Source organism: Dictyoglomus thermophilum H-6-12 (assembly GCF_000020965.1).
Taxonomy (GTDB): Bacteria; Dictyoglomota; Dictyoglomia; order Dictyoglomales; family Dictyoglomaceae; genus Dictyoglomus; species Dictyoglomus thermophilum.
The window spans coordinates 1,392,431-1,410,128 of the sequence record NC_011297.1; the positions used below are offsets into that span (position 1 = coordinate 1,392,431).

Genomic DNA, 17,698 nt, shown 5'->3' on the forward strand with positions numbered 1-17,698 from the left:
TACATACAACCAAAAGAGGGCTGAGTTCTTATAAACTCAGCCCTCTTTAAATATTACTGAAGAATATACTGTATTTAGAAGCCTAAAGTGAGATAAGAATAAGCTCTACCCGTCTCATTAGGATTAGGAGTTCCTTGCCATATAGGGAAAGCATATCCCATGTAAAGATTTAAAGGTATATCTAAAAAGGTTATAAATTTCCAAACACTTTCAAATCCAAGTCCTAAGTTTAGTCCAGCTTTATCAATAGAATTTACATCTTCCCATACTCCTCCAAATTCCAAATAAACATTTGTTTCGAGTCTTCTTAAAATGAGCAGATTGAAGAATTTCATTTCCAAATCTTTAGCTACAGGAATATTCCAATTAACAAAAGAAGCAAGTTTTACATTTCCATAATACTCAGAAGTTAGAGATTTAAAATCAGAAAGATTAACCTTTTCCTCTTGTAGAGGATTACCACCCACATATCCAACTTCAAAATTTATATTGAGCTTACTTTGAGGAAAAACTAAGAAATCTTTGCTTAAAATTCCATCAACCCTATATACCTCAAAACCTAAATTGGAATATCCAATTCTCAATGAAAGTTGACTTAATAATGCCTTTTTATAATAGTCTGTAAATCTAGTTAGCACAAAATCGAAATATAGCTTGTTATTTAAGAGTTCGTTATAGGACAAAGAGAAATTCATTGTATAAGCTTTATCCCAATAGTTTCCACTTATACCAAGATCAAATTTTCTCCAAATATTCTTCGTAAAGGAGAGTTTCCCCATAAAAATATCAGGTTCCATAGCAATAAGCTGCAATACAAAGTTGTCATCCTTAGGAAGATTACGTTGATATACAAAATTCAATCCTTTATATCCTTCTTGATAAAAACTCTCAAAAAGTAGATGGAAATTAATAGGATCATAAAATTCAACAGAATAAGAAACATAATTAACTTCTCCTGTAGAAAGATCTATACTCAACGATGGCAAATCTTGATAAAGAAAAACATAAGCATCCAAAGGAACTTCTCTTTTAGAAGTGGTGATTATTTTTCTAGGATACCAGTTATTAATCCTATTAGCATCTGGTATTTTGGAATCTGGATCTAACACTACTCTTTCGGGAAAGTTCTCTGTCTCTATTTCTATGTATCCTTTTTCTCCATCATATATTACCTTCTTCTCTTCTCCATTTTGAGCTATCACTTTTACCTCTACAGGTAAGGAGATGTTGCCATTATTTCTTATATAGATCTTACTCACATACTTTCCATTATTATAAGAAATTGCCACATTTGTAATCTCATAATCTACCTTCCCTTTAGAATAGAACCAATTCTTAAAAAATTCTCCTAAACTCTTCCCACTATACTTCTCAAGTTTATCCTTAACTTCATCTGTAGTAATAACCTTTCCTTTATATTCACCATGCAAACTTTTGATATATTCGTCAAAATTCTCTTCACCTAATTCAAAGGATAAAGCCCTCAAGACTAAATAAGCCTTATTATATACTTTATCACTGTAACCATTAGCATTGCTTTCCCAATACTCTTTAATTATTTCCTCATCCCAGCCATCCTTTAAATAATATAAATAAGGGAGTTCTACCTGAACTTCTCTTAAGTTCAGGTCTCCCAACAAAGATTCTTTTAAAAAGTTTAGGAAATAATCATCTCCAAGATCAGGGAAAAGATTTCCTCCTTTTGCCCCATATTTTCTCTCAAAATAAGTGATAGATAGGTAATTAGCAAAACCTTCTGAAATCCAATTTTCTTTATCAAAGTCTATACCTACGCCTATACCCCACCAAAGGTGAGCAATCTCATGAGAAAGTAACCACTCATTTAATCTTTCTAAAATAAAGGGAATAACCAAATCGGAAGAATTAAATACACTTTTTCCTAATATAATTAAACCATCAGAAGTCATACCGTAAAATCCATAAGTCTGTCCTTCAACTATGCTTATTCTTTTATGATCTGTAGACCCATATAATTTAGAATAATATTCATAAATCTCTCGAACATAGCTTGCTAAAATTCTTGCTTTATATTCCCTTCCTGGGTAATGATATATGTATATCCCTGGGTATTTGTCATCCAAAAGCTTGTAAACCCTATATTTATTACTAATAGCTATAGGAAGAGTTCTTCTTGGACTTGTATTCTCCCCTATAATTCTCTTCCAGTCTCCGGCAACCTCCTCTTGAACTTTATCCATTCCCAAAGCTACTTGGTAATCTTTAGGTATCAAAAGCTCTAAATAAAAATTGCTTGAAACTAAAATTCCACCCTTATCCCATCCATCTTTAGTGTAAGAAAGCTCATAAGGAAACCACCCAAACCTACATAAAAAAGCATCATTTGCATATGCCATATCTCCAAAATAGGCTTCAGGAAACTTTGTTTGAAAATATATAATTAGTTTAAATCTTTCTTTGGGATAAATAGGATTGGGAAGTTTTACCTTTAAATAATTGTCTTTTAAAGAATAATTCTGAGATAATACTTTCCCTTTCTCAAGGGTATATTCTAACATTTTTCCATTTTCATCTTCCACTCTATTTATCTTTGTATAGCCAGGATCAAAACCATTTACATAGGAAGAATCCTGTAGTACATTGCTAAGATATGGATTTTTCTCCCTATAAAGGTTCATAGGAAGATAAAAGTAAATCTCATTTAAATTAATCTGAGTATTATTTTCATATTCTACTTCTACTCTTCCACTTATTATCTTTTCCCTTGGAGAAAGTTGAGCATAGACCTTATAGCTTGATTCTGCCCATATGGTGTTGGAAACAAAAACTAAGATTAAAAAAATCAGCAGGATGATCTTTTTCATAAGCTTACACTCCCCTTAGCTTTCTTTCCAAAACTTAATTTCATTGTGATAACCTTGTCGGTAGAGAATATTCTTGCAGCAACAAGAATCAAAATTATGAACACTGCTAACATATAAATTACTCCATAATATACTATGCTATAATTTCCAAGAAGTATACTTGAAGAAGCAATAAAAGGATGACTAAAAGGAATAGCATAAACCAAGAGCTTCACAGGTAGAGACAAGGAATTTATATCCGTAAAAAGAGAAAGGAAATAAGGTATCATTATAAGAATAATAATGGGAAATGATAAACTTTGTGCACTTCTTAAATCCTCCGCTAAAACCCCCAGAATTGTAGACAGAGCTAAGGCATTAAGAATAGCTAAAAATAGAGATAATCCAAGAAGGAAATAACCATAAGAATTAAAGGAGAGCCCAAGTTTAGTAATAATCTCATTACTCAAGTTATTTATATCTACACCTCCTGTTATACCTGAAAAGAAGGACCTATATCCTAACATGTATACACCTGCAGAAATTAATCCTACTATTCCAGCTCCAGCCATTTTGGCTACCACAATATACTTTCTACTCACAGGTACTGTAAGGAGAGTTTCAAGGGTCTTATCTTGTTTCTCAAGAGCAATAGCAGAAAGAACCATTTGGGACGCATACATTATAACTATCATTAGAACAATTGGGATAAAAATGGATTGAGAATAGACAAAATTCATCACTTGGGCAGAAGAGGCCTCTGCTATTTTATCTTTTATAATTACAAATTCTCTACTCTTTATGGGCTTTTTAATATTTTCAGGATCTAAGTTGGGAAATTTAGCTTTTAAAAAGTTATTAGATACATAGTTATTTATAGCATCTATTATGTTATTAACTACAGCACTTCCAGCAGTACTCCCCATGGAAAAACTTTTTATAAAGGAATAAAACTCAACTTCGGCAGATTCAAAATTAGAAACTCTTTCTCCAAACCCATTTGGAATTATCAAAAGAAAATTTAGCCCTCTCTTTTTAGCATAATCAATAGCAGTATCTTTGTCTTCTTTTTGTAGATCTTTATTTATAAGATTGACTCTAAATCCCCCAAAAGATAGATTGTTTAAAAGATCCTTAGAAAAATTACTCCTATCTAAATCCAATACATATACATCTCTTAGCTGGACTGCCTTCTTTATCTCACTTTTGGTTATATTCCCGAGAAAGTTAAAAAGAACAAGGGTGAAAGCAAGAGAAATTATCAATTGCCAAGTAACAAGCTCCCTAATTTCCTTCTTAAGAAGATTTGTAAACTTCTTCATTGTACTACCCTCCTAAATACTTCTTCTAAATTTTTTGCGGAATGTTTTTCCTTTAGCTCCTCCGCTGTTCCCATCTCAAGAATCCTACCCTTATCAATCAATGCAACCCTATCAGATAAAAATTCAATCTCAAGCATATTGTGCGAAGAAAGCAAAACTGAGGTACCTTCTTTAACGTACTCCCTAATTATCTCCCTAATCTCAAGGGCATTTATAACATCAAGTCCTGAAGTAGGCTCATCAAGAATAGCCAAAACAGGCTTTGTCATCAAAGCCCTTGCAAGGAGAAGCTTTCTCGTCATACCTTTACTGTAAGTCCCAATCTTATCATTTAATCTGTCAGAAAGTCCACTTATCTCTTTAGCTCTCTCCACAAAGATCTCTACATCCTCTTCTTTCTTTGCATAAAAGTTTGCCATAAACTTTAAATATTCAATCCCCTTCATATTTCTATATGCTCCAGCCTCTTCAGGGAGATAGGAAATATTCTCTCGTACAAAATCAGGATTCTCTTTAAGATTCTTTCCCATAAAAAGTACATTACCCTCATAAGAGGTAAGAAGAGTAGCAATAATCCTTAAAGTAGTTGATTTTCCAGCCCCATTAGGACCTATAAGAGCAAAAACCTCACCTTTTTTAACCTCAAAACTTACTCCTTTTAAAGCTTCGATCTTACCATAAGATTTTCTGAGATTGTCAACACGTAGGATGGTCTCCAAAATAAATCACCCCCATAATCTAAATTTTTTATTTCATTATATCAATAAAATTTTAAGCCTATTTTAATAACTATATTGTCTTACTGTACTACATATATAATACAATATGACAAAGACTATGTCAAATAAAAATATAGTTGAAAAAATTTTGCAAATATGATATTTTTAAAACTAGAATCCTAATTGAAAAATTTTTGCAGGTAAAAGGCCATGAATATGAAAAAAAATTTAAAAGAAAAAGGAATAAGATTAAGTAAGCCAAGGCTTATGGTCCTTGAATTTTTCGAAAACAATCCCTCAGGACATTTCTCTATAAACGAGATTTATGAGAGTCTAAAAAGACAGAATAAAAACATATCTTTTACATCGGTTTATAGAACTTGTAAACTCCTTGAAAGGCTTGGATATTTGAGAGCTATTACCTTTGAAGAAAGACATATTCATTACGAATGTAACTTAAAGCCTCACTTTCATATTCAATGTATTTATTGCGGGAAAGTAGAAGAGAAAGAACTAGACAATTGGAACGAGATATTAAAGATGCTACCTATAAATGAGAGTGGATATATCATCACCTCCGGCAACATAAGCATTTTAGGAATATGTAGCGAATGTCAGGAAAAACTGAAAAAAGAGGAGGATCAAAAGTGATTAAAAAGTTGATAGAAATGAATAAAGGAGAAAAGGGAAGAGTAATCAGCATACACGGAGGAAGGGGTAAAATCTTAAGACTTGCAGAGATGGGAATAACTCCTGGAGAGGAGATAGTTTTAATTCAAAAATCATTTGGTCCTGTAATAATTAGGGTTAAGGACACAAACCTTGCCCTGGGGAAAGGACTTGCTGAAACCATCTTAGTAGAGGTGAGCGATAATGGAAAGAATTAAAATACGAGTTGCTCTTGTAGGAAATCCAAATGTAGGAAAGAGTACAGTATTTAATCAGTTGACAGGACTTAATCAACATACGGGAAACTGGCCTGGAAAAACCGTAGAAAAGAAGATTGGATATGTAAATAAAGATAAATATATATTAGAGATTACTGACCTCCCTGGCATATATAGTTTAACTGCAAATAGCTTAGAAGAAGTCATATCAAGAGAATTTATTATAAAAGAAAAGCCTGACATCGTAATACTTATCGTTGATGCTTCAGGTTTAGAAAGAAATCTTTATCTTTTATCACAATTAAGAGAACTTACACCTAATATCATTATAGGTCTTAATATGATTGATATTTTAAAAATGAAAAAATACAAGTTAGATATAAAAAAATTAGAAGAGAGGTTAAAAATTCCTATTATTCCAACGATTGCTTCAAAAGGTATAGGACTTGATGAACTTGTAAATAAAGTTATTGAAGTATATGAGGAAGACAATTTAAACCCTATAGGGATACACTATGGAGACTTAGAAGAGGATATCAAAAAAATTGAGGAAATACTACCCGAAAACCTAGAAGGTTACCCTAAAAGATGGATAGCCCTAAAACTTCTTGAGAATGATCCAATAATAATTGATCTTTGCAAAAACAATCTATCAAAAGAAGATTGGGAAAAAATAAAAGAAATATTCGAGAAAAATGAAAATAATCCCATAAAAGTTGCCACTGCAAGATATAACTTCATTAAAAAAGTATTAGAAGGAGTCTTAGAAAAGCCAGAAAAGCAAGCAATATCTTGGACTGAAAAATTAGATGAATATCTTACTCATCCCTTTTGGGGTAGTATTTTCGCCATATTAATTGTTACGTTGATCTTCTATCTTTCCTTTACTCTAAACGACCTTTTATCAGAGCCTGTTGATGGACTTTTAAGCCTTATTGGAGATAAACTCTCTTCTCTCTTATTCTTTATACCCAATTGGTGGAGAGAATTACTTATAGAGGGAGTATGGCAGGGAGTTGCTACCATTTTATCCTTTACTCCTTTAATTACTATCTTCTTCTTTTTTCTTGCCCTTATGGAAGGTTCAGGATACTTAGCCCGTTTAGCTTTTGTATCCGATGGACTGATGCATAAATTAGGGCTTCATGGAAAATCTTTAATTCCTCTAGTAATAAGTTTTGGCTGTAATGTGCCAGGAGTTATGGCTACAAGAACCTTAGAAGATGAGAAAGATAGAATACTACTAATAATACTTGATTCTTTCATACCATGTGTGCCAAGAATTCTTGTAGCATCCTTTTTCCTAAGCATCTTTTTTCCAAGACAAGCATTTTTCTTACTTATTTTCTTATATTTCATAAGCTTCTTCTCTATATTTATTAATGGAAAAATCCTAAGAAGAAGGGTTTTAAAGAGCACTTTTAATCCTCTACTTATGGAACTTCCTATATATAAAATCCCAAATCCCAAATTAGTCCTACTATATCTCTGGGATAAACTAAAACATTTTTTGGAAAGAGCAGGAACCATAATGGCCTTACTTTCTGGCATCATATGGATCTTGTCTCACTATCCTACAGGAGATATCCAAAATTCTATCTTGGCTCAGATTGGTAAATTCTTTTCTATATTTATGAAACCGATGGGATTCAACTGGGAGCTTACTGTAGGACTACTGTCTGGCTTTGTAGCAAAAGAAGCAGCCCTCTCTACCTTAAGCGCTATTTATGGAGTAAGCAGTAATGAACTTGGATCCCTCCTACTTAAAATCATTACTACAAAAACAGCCTTTAGCTTTGTAGTTTTTCAACTTCTATACATTCCATGCGCCGCTACAGTAGCAACCATATATCAAGAAACTAAATCTCTCAAATGGACTATTTTCTCCATGATTTACTCTCTAACCTATGCGTATATTTTTACCTTTATCCTTTATCAAATTTTATCTATTTTAGGAGTAGTTTAAGAGATGATAGAAAAAGTAATAGAATATTTGAAAAATAAAAATAATATCGTAGATGTAAAAAAATTGAAGAAGGACCTGTCCCTCTCCGATGAAGAATGGGACTTAATCCTTCTTCAACTTAAAGACTTAGGTTATATTAAAGAAATCAATAAACTAAGTCCCAACAAGTGTAAAAACTGCCCTTATATTAGAGTCTGCTCTCAACAATGTCTTCAATCTGAGATCTTATATTTCGAATTACCTCATAAGGATCAGAACTCTGAGTAATAGGACGCCCTATCACAAGATAATCGGAGCCTCTCTCTAATGCCTCTCTTGGAGTCATAATTCTCTGTTGATCATCGGTTTTATCCTTAGTAAGTCTAATTCCAGGAGTAACAATTAACATAGGTCTTCTCAAATTATTTCTCAAAAGTTCAATCTCCCAAGGTGAGGCTATTACACCATCCAAACCTGTCTCCTGAGCAAGTTGAGCAAGAAAAAGTACCTGCTCAGGTAACGACCTAGAAATTCCCCAACTTCTTCTCAAAGTTTCTTCATTGAAACTGGTAAGGACGGTCACTCCAAGAAGGTAAGGATATTCAGTTTTATTTGATTCTTTATATTGGGATACAAGTTTAACTGATTCTCTGAGCATCTCTTCTCCACCAAGAATATGTAGAGTAACCATAAAAGGATCAAGAGTCAGGAGTCTATCAAGGGTCCTTACCACAGTATTGGGTATATCAAAGAGTTTCAAATCTATAAATACGTTTGTACCCATCTCTTTCAGAGCCTTTACTATATGAGGACCTGCTACAGAAAAAAGCTCCAATCCCACCTTAAAATTCTTTACATATGGAATTATCTTCTCCGCAACCTCTAAAGCCTTCCTCTCTTCAGGAAAATCCAGTGCAACTATGATAGGATCATACTTCCTCATCACTCCTCAACCTCCTTATAATTTTTATGAGCAATTCCAATTAGATCCATAACTCTTTCTTTTTCAAAGTATTTGAATGCTTCTTTCACCAGCCTTTCACCAATCCATGGATCTCTAAAATTTGCAGATCCGATTTGAACGAGCGAAGCACCTGCAAAAATATACTCCAGAACATCGCTAAAACTCACAATCCCACCACAACCAACAATAGGAAGAAGGTTCTCCTCATACACCTCCCAAACATACCTCAAAACCAGAGGTTTTACGGCTGGGCCAGAGTATCCTGCAAAAATCCTTTTAAAAACTGGCTTTCTTTTCTTCCAATCGATGGCAAGGCCTAAAAAGGTATTAAATAACACAACAGCTTCTCCGCCTGCATCTTTTACAGCCTTCACAATCTCTACTATATCCTTTGCTTGAGGAGTTAATTTTACCCATACTGGTTTACCAATCTCTTTTACAACCTTTTTAGTTATCTCTTTTACCATCTCTTTATCAATTCCAAAGAGCATTCCTCCACCCTCTACATTAGGACAAGACAAATTAAGTTCAACCCCAGAGATTTTACACCCTCTTAAGTTTCTAGCAATTTCATAGTACTCTTCTTTCTTCTCCCCAGCGATACTCACTATAACATTAGTACTAAGCCTTTCGAGAAAGGGCATCTCCTCTTCAAGAAATTTTTGTAATCCTACGTTTTCAAGCCCTATGGAGTTTAAAATTCCCGCATAGCTTTCCCAAATTCGTGGGGGAGGATTCCCCTCTCTTGGATTTAGTGTAATACTTTTTGTTACAAATCCTCCTAACCCATTAATATCATAGAACTTATTTATTTCTCTCCCATTACCACAAGTTCCCGAGGCAAGAAGAATAGGATTTTTAAAAATCAAACTTCCAATTCTCACCTCCAAATTATTCATCCCAAATTACCTCCGTTCCACAAAAGACAGGCCCCTCCTTACAAACATGCAATACTTTATCTTTACTCTTAATAGCACAAGAAAGACATATACCAAAACCACATCCCATCCTCTCTTCTAAAGAAAGATAAACTCTATCTTTATCCTCTACTCTCTTCACCAAAAGTTTCAACATTTGAGAAGGGCCACAAGATATTATCTTGTCAAAAGTATTCAGATCTTTAGGAATAAAGTCCAAAATTTTTCCTTTATATCCTATAGAGCCATCTTCGGAAGATATAACAAATTCTCTACTATATTTCTTAAGGTCTAAGTAAACTTCTTCAGAAACAAAAGAGGAAAAACCAATAAAAGTATAGAAATTAACTTGATCTTTATAATAATCTACAAGAAAATTCAAAGGAGCTATTCCAACTCCTCCTCCAACAACAAGAACATTCTCTTTTTTATTAAGATTAGGGAATGAATTTCCTAAAGGTAACAAGACTTTTATCTCTTCTTTATTTCTTTTCTTACTTAAAAGATGCGTACCCCTACCTACTACTTGATATAAAAAGTAGTATCTATTTTTATCTCTTTTAAAAATACTCATAGGTCTTCTCAAAAATGGATCATACTCATCTCCAACACTTAGCATGGCAAATTGCCCTGGATAAACTTCTTCTACTTCCTCTGCCTCCAAACATAGAAGAAAAATATTATTTCCCACGTTATTATTCAAAATCACTTTTCCTGTAATATCCTTTACCATAAAATCTTCCCTTCTCTATAAACTAAACGTCCCTCAACAAAAGTCATAATAGGCCAGCCTTTCAATTTCCAACCATGAAAAGGAGTGTTTTTACCTTTTGAAAAGAATTTCTCCTTATCAACTTCCTTTTCAAGAGAAAGATCTATAACAGTAAAATTGGCAGGAACATTTTCTTCAAGAGGAATATAAGGTAGATTCAAGATTTTACAGGGGTTATAACTCATTTTTTTGAAAATCTTATGAAGAGGAATCTTTCTTTCATAATAACCATAAGTTAGGATCAAAGGAATAGCTGTCTCCAAACCTGATATCCCGTATTCCGCAAGACCATACTCCACCATTTTATCATCTAAATGATGGGGAGCATGATCAGTAGCTATCACATCTATGAGATCATTTTTTATACCTTCCCATAAAGCTTCTTGATCTTCTTTAGTTCTCAAAGGAGGATTCATTTTAGTATTTGGATCATAATCCAGTTCTTTTACAGCATCTTCGGTGAGTACCAAATGATGAGGGGTTACCTCACAAGTTACATTTACACCATGTTCCTTTCCCCACCTTATCATATCTAAACTCTGCCAACAGGAAATATGAGCAACATGTAGTTTTCCTCCTGTGAGAGCTGAAAGAAAAACATCCCTTGCTACTATACTTGCCTCAGCCACCCATGGCATCCCTTTAAAACCAAGTAATGTAGATATTTTCCCAAAGTTTACATTTCCATCTAATGTAAGATTTATGTCCTCTGCATGTTCAATAATCGGAACATCAAATATTTTTGAATACTCAAGAGCATATCTTAAAACCTCACTATTCATCACACAATTTCCATCATCGGAAAATGCTTTAGCTCCTGCCATATACATATCTCCCATTTCAGATATCTCTTTCCCTTCTCTACCTTTTGTAATAGTGCCTATGGGATAAACTCTCGAAAGTCCAATGATATCTGATTTTTCATAAATGAATCTTACTATCTCTTTATTATCAATAGGTGGGTTAGTATTAGGCATACAGCAAACAGCAGTAAAACCTCCAGCCACAGCTGCTTTGCATCCAGACTCTATATCTTCCTTCCATTCATATCCAGGTTCTCTAAGATGTACATGCATATCCACAAGAGTTGGAGCCAAAACTTTATTTTGTCCCTCTATAATCTCCACATCTCCATTAATATCTAAATTCTTTCCAATCTTTTTAATTACCCCATTCTCCACATAAAGATCTCCAGTCTCTTCCATATCCTTCTCGGGATAAATAAGAGTCACATTTTTAAACAGTATCTTCATCGCCTTTCCCTCCCAACATAAGGTAAAGAAGAGCCATTCTAACAGCAACCCCATTTGTAACCTGTTCATTTATAACCGAAATAAGACTATCAGCCACTTCAGAAGATATCTCCACTCCTCTATTCATTGGACCAGGGTGCATCACAAGGACATCTTTTTTGGCTTTTTCTATTCTTTCCGAGTTAACACCATAAAGCATATGGTACTCCCGCAAAGTAGGAAATAGTCCTTTTTTCTGCCTCTCTAATTGAAGCCTTAATACGTAAATTACATCAGCATCTTCAATAGCTTCATCTAAGTTATAGGTAACTTTAACATTAAGGGACTCTATATAGGGAGGTATTAAGGTGGGAGGACCACAAACTATTACTTCACTTCCTAATTTATTCCAAGCATAAATATTTGATCTTGCCACCCTACTATGGAATATATCTCCAATTATAGCTATTTTTAAACCATCAAGCCTTCCCTTTTTCTCATACACTGAAAAAACATCCAAAAGAGCTTGAGTAGGATGTTCATGCATCCCATCTCCTGCATTAATAACCCCAGCCCTTACATTCTTTGCAATAAAGGAAGGAACCCCCGACGCACTGTGCCTAATAATAAACAAATCAATTCCCATAGCTTCTAATGTCTTAACAGTATCAAGAAGAGTTTCTCCCTTTTGTACACTACTTGTAGAAGTAGCAATACTTATGGTATCTGCACTTAAATACTTTGCAGCAAGCTCAAAAGACGATCTAGTCCTTGTGCTCGGCTCATAAAAAAGAGTACAAATAGTCCTTCCTCTTAAGGTAGGTACCTTTTTAATTGGCCTTTTTAAAATGTCTTTCATATTAACAGCGGTCTCAACTATTAATTCAATCTCTTCCTTTGAAAGCTCCTCTATACCTATAAGATCTTTCTTTTTCCACATAATTAATCCTCCTTCCACTCTCCAATAACTACCTCATCTACCCCATCTATTTCTTCAAGTCTTACCTCGATCTGTTCCTTACGAGAAGTGGGAACATTTTTTCCTACATAATCTGCCCTTATAGGAAGTTCTCTATGTCCTCTATCAATTAAAACAGCAAGTTGAACTGTTTTAGGCCTCCCTATATCCATCAGGGCATCAAGAGCAGATCTTACAGTCCTTCCCGTATAAAGCACATCATCTACCAGGACTACATCTTTATTCTCAATAGAAAAATTTATATCGGTTTTTCCTACTTGAGGTTGATCAAGACGAAGATTAAGATCATCTCTATAAAGAGTAATATCCAGACTTCCCACAGGTACTTCTACACCCTCAATTTCTTTCAAAATCTTTTGAAGTCTTTGAGCAAGAGGAACTCCTCTTCTTCTTATTCCAATAAGAACCACATTTCCAATGCCTTTATTTCTCTCTACTATCTCATGAGCAATTCTTCTTAGAGCCCTTTTTATTGCTTCTTTATCCATTATTTTGGCTTTCTCTTGAAAATACATAAATTTTCCTCCCTTCTTAGGCATAAAAAAAACGGGTATATCCACTTTTTGTGGACATACCCGTTTTATTCTGTTTAAAAATATTATTTTTACTCAATTTTCCTCCTTTTTAGCCTCACTGGGCTAAATTAAAGGAACCATAGTATTATAAATGTATAAAAGGCTTATGTCAAATTTTTAACCTTTGTAGTATTTTGGACCAGTTCTAATTCAGGAAAATTTTCCTTCAAAATGGAGGCCAAAATTGCCAATGCTCTATGAACTCCAAGAGTTGGATCAGGATCATCAGAGTCATGAATAGCTATTTTTAAAATATCTTTTTTTATGTCATTTATATCAACAAAAAACCTTTGTTGGTAATATCCTTCCACACATAAAACATCTACAAGTATACTTCTTTCGTTATGATAAACATCCAAAATTTTAATCAAAGTATTTTCATCTCTATAAATCACATCTCTCGGTAAAATAGATAATACCTCTTTAATAAATTCATTATTGAGAGTCTTTTTAATTTTAAATTCAATTAAAGGCATAAAAAGATCCTCCTTTGATAAATTTAAGAGAGGATAATACTTCTTCACATGTTCTGGAAGATCTACATCCCTTTCCTTTCTGAATCCAATATAGTAAATTGTAAGCCCTAAAGAAAGCCATTTTCTTGCATACTTAGTTTTATAATACTCAGGAAAGTCTGTCCTTAAACCATCATCCCACATGGGGGAAAAATTGGTAAATTTTTTCAAAAGTTCCCATACAGTCATAGCATAATCCTCATCATCAGACACAAAGATAAAAACACCACCCTCTTTCAGTCTATCGGAGATTAAATAAATAAAGGGCTCATTTACCAATCTTCTCTCTTTGCGAGATTTTTTAGACCATGGATCAGGGAAATTAATATATACTCCAGAAAGAGTTTTAGATCTTACAAATTTACAAAGAAATTCACTTCCTTCAATCCTCATAATTCTGATGTTTTTAAGCCCTGATTTTTTTACTCTACTTAAAGCTTTTCTAAATATCTCCTTAGAGACATCTATCCCTATAAAATTAGCATTTGGATTCTCCTTAGCCATATGGACAATAAATTCACCATTTCCCATCCCTATCTCAAGAAAGATGGGATTCTCATTTTGAAAGATGTCCCTTAAATCTAAGAAATAATTTGCCTTATTATTCGAAATTATCAAATCATCCATTTGAAAATCTATTTTATAATATCTTGTATAGATTTAAAATGGAGGTGTTTTTATGACTGAAAATAGAGAACCAGTAGTATTAAAAAATCAGGGGCAAAAAATCTTTGGTGTAATACACATACCTGAAAAAACTCCTGCTCCTTTTGTACTTTTTTGCCATGGTTTTACAGGAACAAAAATTGAACCTCATAGAATATTCGTAAAAACCGCAGAAGCATTAGCTAAAGAAGGAATAGGAGCTCTACGCATAGATTTTAGAGGATCTGGAGATAGCGAAGGTTCATTTAAAGATATGACAGTAGAAGGAGAGGTCTCAGATGCCATGGTAGCCATTGAATATTTATCACAAAATAATTTAGTTGATAAAGAAAAAATAGGAATTCTTGGGCTTTCTATGGGAGGCGCAGTGGCAAGTATAACATCAGGAAGAAATCCTCTAATTAAATCTTGCGTACTTTGGTCTGCAGTATGTCATTTTGATATCTTCTTCAATAGATCTCCCGAAGAAGTGTCGAGAATTAAAGATTATGGAGATTTTATTGACCTCGGAGGAAATCCTGTAGGAAAGAAATTTTTAAGCGAAATAGTAAATATAAAACCTCTTGAGGAGATTAAGAAAAGAAGTATACCTGTCCTTATAATCCATGGAAGCGGAGATATGGTAGTACCCATCCAACACGCATATGACTATTTCAACGGTTTAAAGGATACCCATAAAGTAAAACTTGAAATCATAGAAGGAGCAGATCATACTTTCAATTCTATTGAATGGGAAGAAAAAGTAATTGAGAAGACTGTAAATTGGTTTAAAGAAACATTATAAAGCTATAAAAAGCGGGAAAGTTTTTTGCTTTCCCGCTTCTGGATTTTCATTCTTTTAAATACTTTTCTGGGTTTTTGTCAAATTCAATTTTGCACGCCTTACTACAAAAATAGTACTTTTTACCTTTATATTCCGAAACAAAAGGAGATTTAATTTCATCTACTTCCATCCCACATACAGGATCCTTTGCCACTTTAATCACCTCCTCTTAAACTGATGTCTTGAATCTTCCCAATCTCAATGAGTTGGTTACCACAAAAACAGAACTAAAAGCCATTGCCATACCCGCAAACATAGGATTTAACAAAATTCCAAAGAAAGGATAAAGTAGTCCACTTGCTATAGGAATACCAATGACATTGTAGATAAAAGCCCAGAACAAATTCCATTTAATAGTTTTAAAAATTTTCTCAGAAAGTTCTAATGCTCTTAAAACCCCTTTTAAATCGCTATTCACGAGAACAATATCACCCGATTCAATGGCAATATCAGTACCATTGCCCATGGCAATTCCAAGATCTGCTTGAGCAAGCGCAACGGCATCATTAATTCCATCACCAATCATAGCTACTTTTTTACCTTCTTTTTGTAATTCTAAAATCTTCTCGGCTTTTTCCTCAGGCAAAACCTCAGAAATATAAAAAGAAAGACCCAAATTTTTTGAAACTTCCTCAGCAACTTCTTTCTTATCCCCTGTTAACATTCCCACTTTATAGCCTTTATCCATCAACCTCTCAACAACAAACTTTGCATCTTCTCTAAGCTGATCTTGTAATACAATGATTCCTACAAGTTCACCATTTTTATAAATACCCACCAAATTTGAGATAGCAAAGTCTAAATTAAAATTCTTATAATCTTCTCTTAAATAATCCTCAATTCTTCCAATAAAATACTTATCTTCACCAATGTAGCCTTCAATTCCATATCCTGGCTGTTCTCTTAAATTTCTCACCTCATAAAAATCTAAAAGATCTTGAATTTTTAATTCTTCAAGTATCGACTTTGCAATGGGATGCTCTGAGAACCTCTCAAGGGATCCTGCAATCTTTAGCAACTTTTCTTTATCATATTCCTTAAGACTTAAAACATCCTTAACCTTTAATTTTCCATAAGTTAAAGTCCCTGTTTTATCAAAAATAACAGTATCTATCTTTTCCACCTTCTCAAGCACCTCTGCTCCATTTATCAATATTCCCATCTCACTTCCTTTACCTATGCCCACAACTAAAGCAGTTGGAGTTGCTAACCCTAAGGCACAAGGACAAGCAATAACAAGAACTGATACAAAAGAGAATAAAGCATATTTATATGATGGTGAAGGTCCCCAAATATACCAAACTACAGAAGTTAAAAAAGCAATTGCCAAAACAATTGGGACAAAAACGTTGGCTATCCTATCCACAAGCCTTTGAACTGAAGATTTTGTGTTCTGAGCCTCCTCTACCTTTCTTATTATTCTGGAAAGTAAAGTTTCCTGTCCCACTTTCTCGGCTCTTATTTTTATCACACCACTCATGTTTATAGTGCCTTCATAAACTTTATCACCCACTCTTTTCTCTTTGGGCAAACTTTCTCCTGTTAACATAGACTCATCAATGTAGGAAATGCCATCTATTATTTCTCCATCTACCGGAATTCTTACAGAGGGTTTTATCAAAATTATGTCCCCTTTAAAAATCTCTTCTACTGGAATCTCAACAAAATCATCTCCTCTTTTAACAAAAGCTGTCTCAGGTTTTAGTGAAAGTAACTTATTGATAGCCTGCGAGGTTTTACTTTTAGCCTTCTTTTCTAAAAACCTACCTAAAAGAACAAAAGTTATAATTATTGCAGAACTATCATAGTAAACTTCAGGTCTCACATTAGTACCACTAAAGACTGAAGGAAAGAAAGTACTTAGCACACTATAAATATAGGAGGAAGTAGTACCTAAGGAAACTAAAGTATTCATATCAAAAAATCTGTGCTTAATTGCAGAATAAGCACTTTTATAAAAAGGATAACCCCCATAAAATTGAATTGGAGTTGTTAAAAGGAATAAAAAAACAGGATTAAATTTAAAAAACATACTTCCTAAAAACACTGGAATAGCCAAGATTAAACTTATTAGAAACCTCCTCTTAATGTCCTTTAATTCTTTTTCTCTTGCTTCTTTAACTACATCTTCAATCTCTTTGTTCTCTAATAAAAGTTCATAACCAAGATTATCTATCACCCTCTTAATGTCTTTAACGCTAACCAAAGTAGGCACATACTCTAAAAACAACTTTTCCTGAGCAAAATCAACATTTACATCTACCACTCCTAAAACTTTAGACAACTCTTGTTCTATTCTCTTTGCACAATTTATACAAGTCATTCCTAAAACAGGAAAATTAACTTTCGAGGTTACTATTCCATACCCTATTTCTTCGATCTTCTCTTTTACATATTTTAAGCTAATTTTTTTATCTAAAATTAGTTCAGCCCTCTCTAAAGAGAAATTTACACTCACATCTTCTATTCCATCAATTTCTTTTAATGTATTCTCAATTCTTAAAGCACAACCAGCACAACTCATTCCCAAAATAGGTAGCTCAATTTTTTCCACTTTCAA

General features: G+C 33.6%; 16 protein-coding genes. 4 read left to right on the forward strand and 12 right to left on the reverse strand.

The features are described 5' to 3' along the window. Window positions 1-74 precede the first annotated feature (74 nt). From DICTH_RS07025 to DICTH_RS07035, 3 genes are read right to left on the reverse strand one after another with little or no spacing between them, the layout of a single operon-like run. The gene (locus DICTH_RS07025) at window positions 75-2,843 is read right to left on the reverse strand and encodes a M1 family aminopeptidase (protein WP_012547384.1); all 2,769 of its coding nucleotides are present in this window, start codon (window positions 2,841-2,843) and stop codon (window positions 75-77) included. Then, a complete protein-coding gene (locus DICTH_RS07030; RefSeq protein ID WP_012548695.1) occupies window positions 2,840-4,144 on the reverse strand; it encodes an ABC transporter permease in 1,305 nt (434 codons plus the stop codon). Before DICTH_RS07030 ends, DICTH_RS07025 begins: the two co-directional genes overlap by 4 nt. Next, complete coding sequence (locus DICTH_RS07035; RefSeq protein WP_012548154.1) at window positions 4,141-4,863, reverse strand: ABC transporter ATP-binding protein; 723 nt, start codon at window positions 4,861-4,863, stop codon at window positions 4,141-4,143. The genes DICTH_RS07030 and DICTH_RS07035 overlap by 4 nt, the downstream gene beginning before the upstream one ends. A gap of 216 nt (window positions 4,864-5,079) precedes the next feature. On the opposite strand from DICTH_RS07035, the gene DICTH_RS07040 reads away from it, so the two are divergent. The 3 genes from DICTH_RS07040 to feoB are packed head-to-tail and all read left to right on the forward strand — an operon-like array spanning window position 5,080 to window position 7,716. Continuing rightward, complete coding sequence (locus DICTH_RS07040) at window positions 5,080-5,514, forward strand: Fur family transcriptional regulator (RefSeq protein WP_236608257.1); 435 nt, start codon at window positions 5,080-5,082, stop codon at window positions 5,512-5,514. Next, window positions 5,511-5,750, forward strand: coding sequence for a FeoA family protein (locus DICTH_RS07045; RefSeq protein WP_012547334.1), 240 nt, complete (start codon window positions 5,511-5,513; stop codon window positions 5,748-5,750). Before DICTH_RS07040 ends, DICTH_RS07045 begins: the two co-directional genes overlap by 4 nt. After that, window positions 5,737-7,716, forward strand: coding sequence for a ferrous iron transport protein B (feoB, locus tag DICTH_RS07050; RefSeq protein WP_012548142.1), 1,980 nt, complete (start codon window positions 5,737-5,739; stop codon window positions 7,714-7,716). Before DICTH_RS07045 ends, feoB begins: the two co-directional genes overlap by 14 nt. Window positions 7,717-7,903: 187 nt before the next feature. Here the strand turns inward: feoB and pyrF are convergent, their stop codons facing one another. The 7 genes from pyrF to trmB all read right to left on the reverse strand — a co-directional run bounded on the left by pyrF (window position 7,904) and on the right by trmB (window position 14,276). Further along, the gene (pyrF, locus tag DICTH_RS07055; RefSeq protein WP_012547010.1) at window positions 7,904-8,638 is read right to left on the reverse strand and encodes an orotidine-5'-phosphate decarboxylase; all 735 of its coding nucleotides are present in this window, start codon (window positions 8,636-8,638) and stop codon (window positions 7,904-7,906) included. After that, window positions 8,638-9,558 (reverse strand): dihydroorotate dehydrogenase, encoded by a 921-nt coding sequence (locus tag DICTH_RS07060; protein WP_012547957.1) that lies wholly within the window; start codon window positions 9,556-9,558, stop codon window positions 8,638-8,640. Before DICTH_RS07060 ends, pyrF begins: the two co-directional genes overlap by 1 nt. Further along, window positions 9,551-10,309: an iron-sulfur cluster-binding protein gene (locus DICTH_RS07065; RefSeq protein ID WP_012546897.1), complete on the reverse strand. Its 759-nt coding sequence runs from the start codon at window positions 10,307-10,309 to the stop codon at window positions 9,551-9,553. Before DICTH_RS07065 ends, DICTH_RS07060 begins: the two co-directional genes overlap by 8 nt. Next, complete coding sequence (locus DICTH_RS07070) at window positions 10,303-11,601, reverse strand: dihydroorotase (protein WP_012548254.1); 1,299 nt, start codon at window positions 11,599-11,601, stop codon at window positions 10,303-10,305. The genes DICTH_RS07065 and DICTH_RS07070 overlap by 7 nt, the downstream gene beginning before the upstream one ends. After that, the gene (locus DICTH_RS07075; protein WP_012547696.1) at window positions 11,585-12,520 is read right to left on the reverse strand and encodes an aspartate carbamoyltransferase catalytic subunit; all 936 of its coding nucleotides are present in this window, start codon (window positions 12,518-12,520) and stop codon (window positions 11,585-11,587) included. The genes DICTH_RS07070 and DICTH_RS07075 overlap by 17 nt, the downstream gene beginning before the upstream one ends. A 2-nt stretch (window positions 12,521-12,522) precedes the next feature. After that, window positions 12,523-13,074, reverse strand: coding sequence for a bifunctional pyr operon transcriptional regulator/uracil phosphoribosyltransferase PyrR (gene pyrR / locus DICTH_RS07080; protein WP_012548078.1), 552 nt, complete (start codon window positions 13,072-13,074; stop codon window positions 12,523-12,525). A gap of 164 nt (window positions 13,075-13,238) precedes the next feature. Beyond that, entirely contained in the window at window positions 13,239-14,276 is a 1,038-nt protein-coding gene (trmB, locus tag DICTH_RS07085; protein ID WP_012547439.1) for a tRNA (guanosine(46)-N7)-methyltransferase TrmB, read from the reverse strand. Window positions 14,277-14,328: 52 nt separating this feature from the next. On the opposite strand from trmB, the gene DICTH_RS07090 reads away from it, so the two are divergent. After that, a complete protein-coding gene (locus tag DICTH_RS07090) occupies window positions 14,329-15,099 on the forward strand; it encodes an alpha/beta hydrolase family protein (protein WP_012548346.1) in 771 nt (256 codons plus the stop codon). A 46-nt stretch (window positions 15,100-15,145) separates the two neighbouring features. On the opposite strand, the gene DICTH_RS09845 is transcribed toward DICTH_RS07090, so the two are convergent. Further along, window positions 15,146-15,292, reverse strand: coding sequence for a YHS domain-containing protein (locus tag DICTH_RS09845; protein ID WP_081428034.1), 147 nt, complete (start codon window positions 15,290-15,292; stop codon window positions 15,146-15,148). 15 nt (window positions 15,293-15,307) lie between these two features. Next, window positions 15,308-17,692, reverse strand: a complete 2,385-nt coding sequence (locus DICTH_RS07095) for a heavy metal translocating P-type ATPase (protein ID WP_012547220.1) — start codon at window positions 17,690-17,692, stop codon at window positions 15,308-15,310. Window positions 17,693-17,698: the final 6 nt, after the last annotated feature.

Coding starts and splice junctions, on each gene's coding strand:
- feoB (WP_012548142.1), top strand. CDS start 5,737: ATGGAAAGAATTAAAATACGAGTTGCTCTTGTAGGAAATCCAAATGTA.
- DICTH_RS07075 (WP_012547696.1), bottom strand. CDS start 12,520: ATGTGGAAAAAGAAAGATCTTATAGGTATAGAGGAGCTTTCAAAGGAA.
- pyrF (WP_012547010.1), bottom strand. CDS start 8,638: ATGAGGAAGTATGATCCTATCATAGTTGCACTGGATTTTCCTGAAGAG.
- trmB (WP_012547439.1), bottom strand. CDS start 14,276: ATGGATGATTTGATAATTTCGAATAATAAGGCAAATTATTTCTTAGAT.
- pyrR (WP_012548078.1), bottom strand. CDS start 13,074: ATGTATTTTCAAGAGAAAGCCAAAATAATGGATAAAGAAGCAATAAAA.
- DICTH_RS07025 (WP_012547384.1), bottom strand. CDS start 2,843: ATGAAAAAGATCATCCTGCTGATTTTTTTAATCTTAGTTTTTGTTTCC.
- DICTH_RS07090 (WP_012548346.1), top strand. CDS start 14,329: ATGACTGAAAATAGAGAACCAGTAGTATTAAAAAATCAGGGGCAAAAA.
- DICTH_RS07040 (WP_236608257.1), top strand. CDS start 5,080: ATGAAAAAAAATTTAAAAGAAAAAGGAATAAGATTAAGTAAGCCAAGG.
- DICTH_RS07065 (WP_012546897.1), bottom strand. CDS start 10,309: ATGGTAAAGGATATTACAGGAAAAGTGATTTTGAATAATAACGTGGGA.
- DICTH_RS07070 (WP_012548254.1), bottom strand. CDS start 11,601: ATGAAGATACTGTTTAAAAATGTGACTCTTATTTATCCCGAGAAGGAT.
- DICTH_RS07060 (WP_012547957.1), bottom strand. CDS start 9,558: ATGAATAATTTGGAGGTGAGAATTGGAAGTTTGATTTTTAAAAATCCT.
- DICTH_RS07030 (WP_012548695.1), bottom strand. CDS start 4,144: ATGAAGAAGTTTACAAATCTTCTTAAGAAGGAAATTAGGGAGCTTGTT.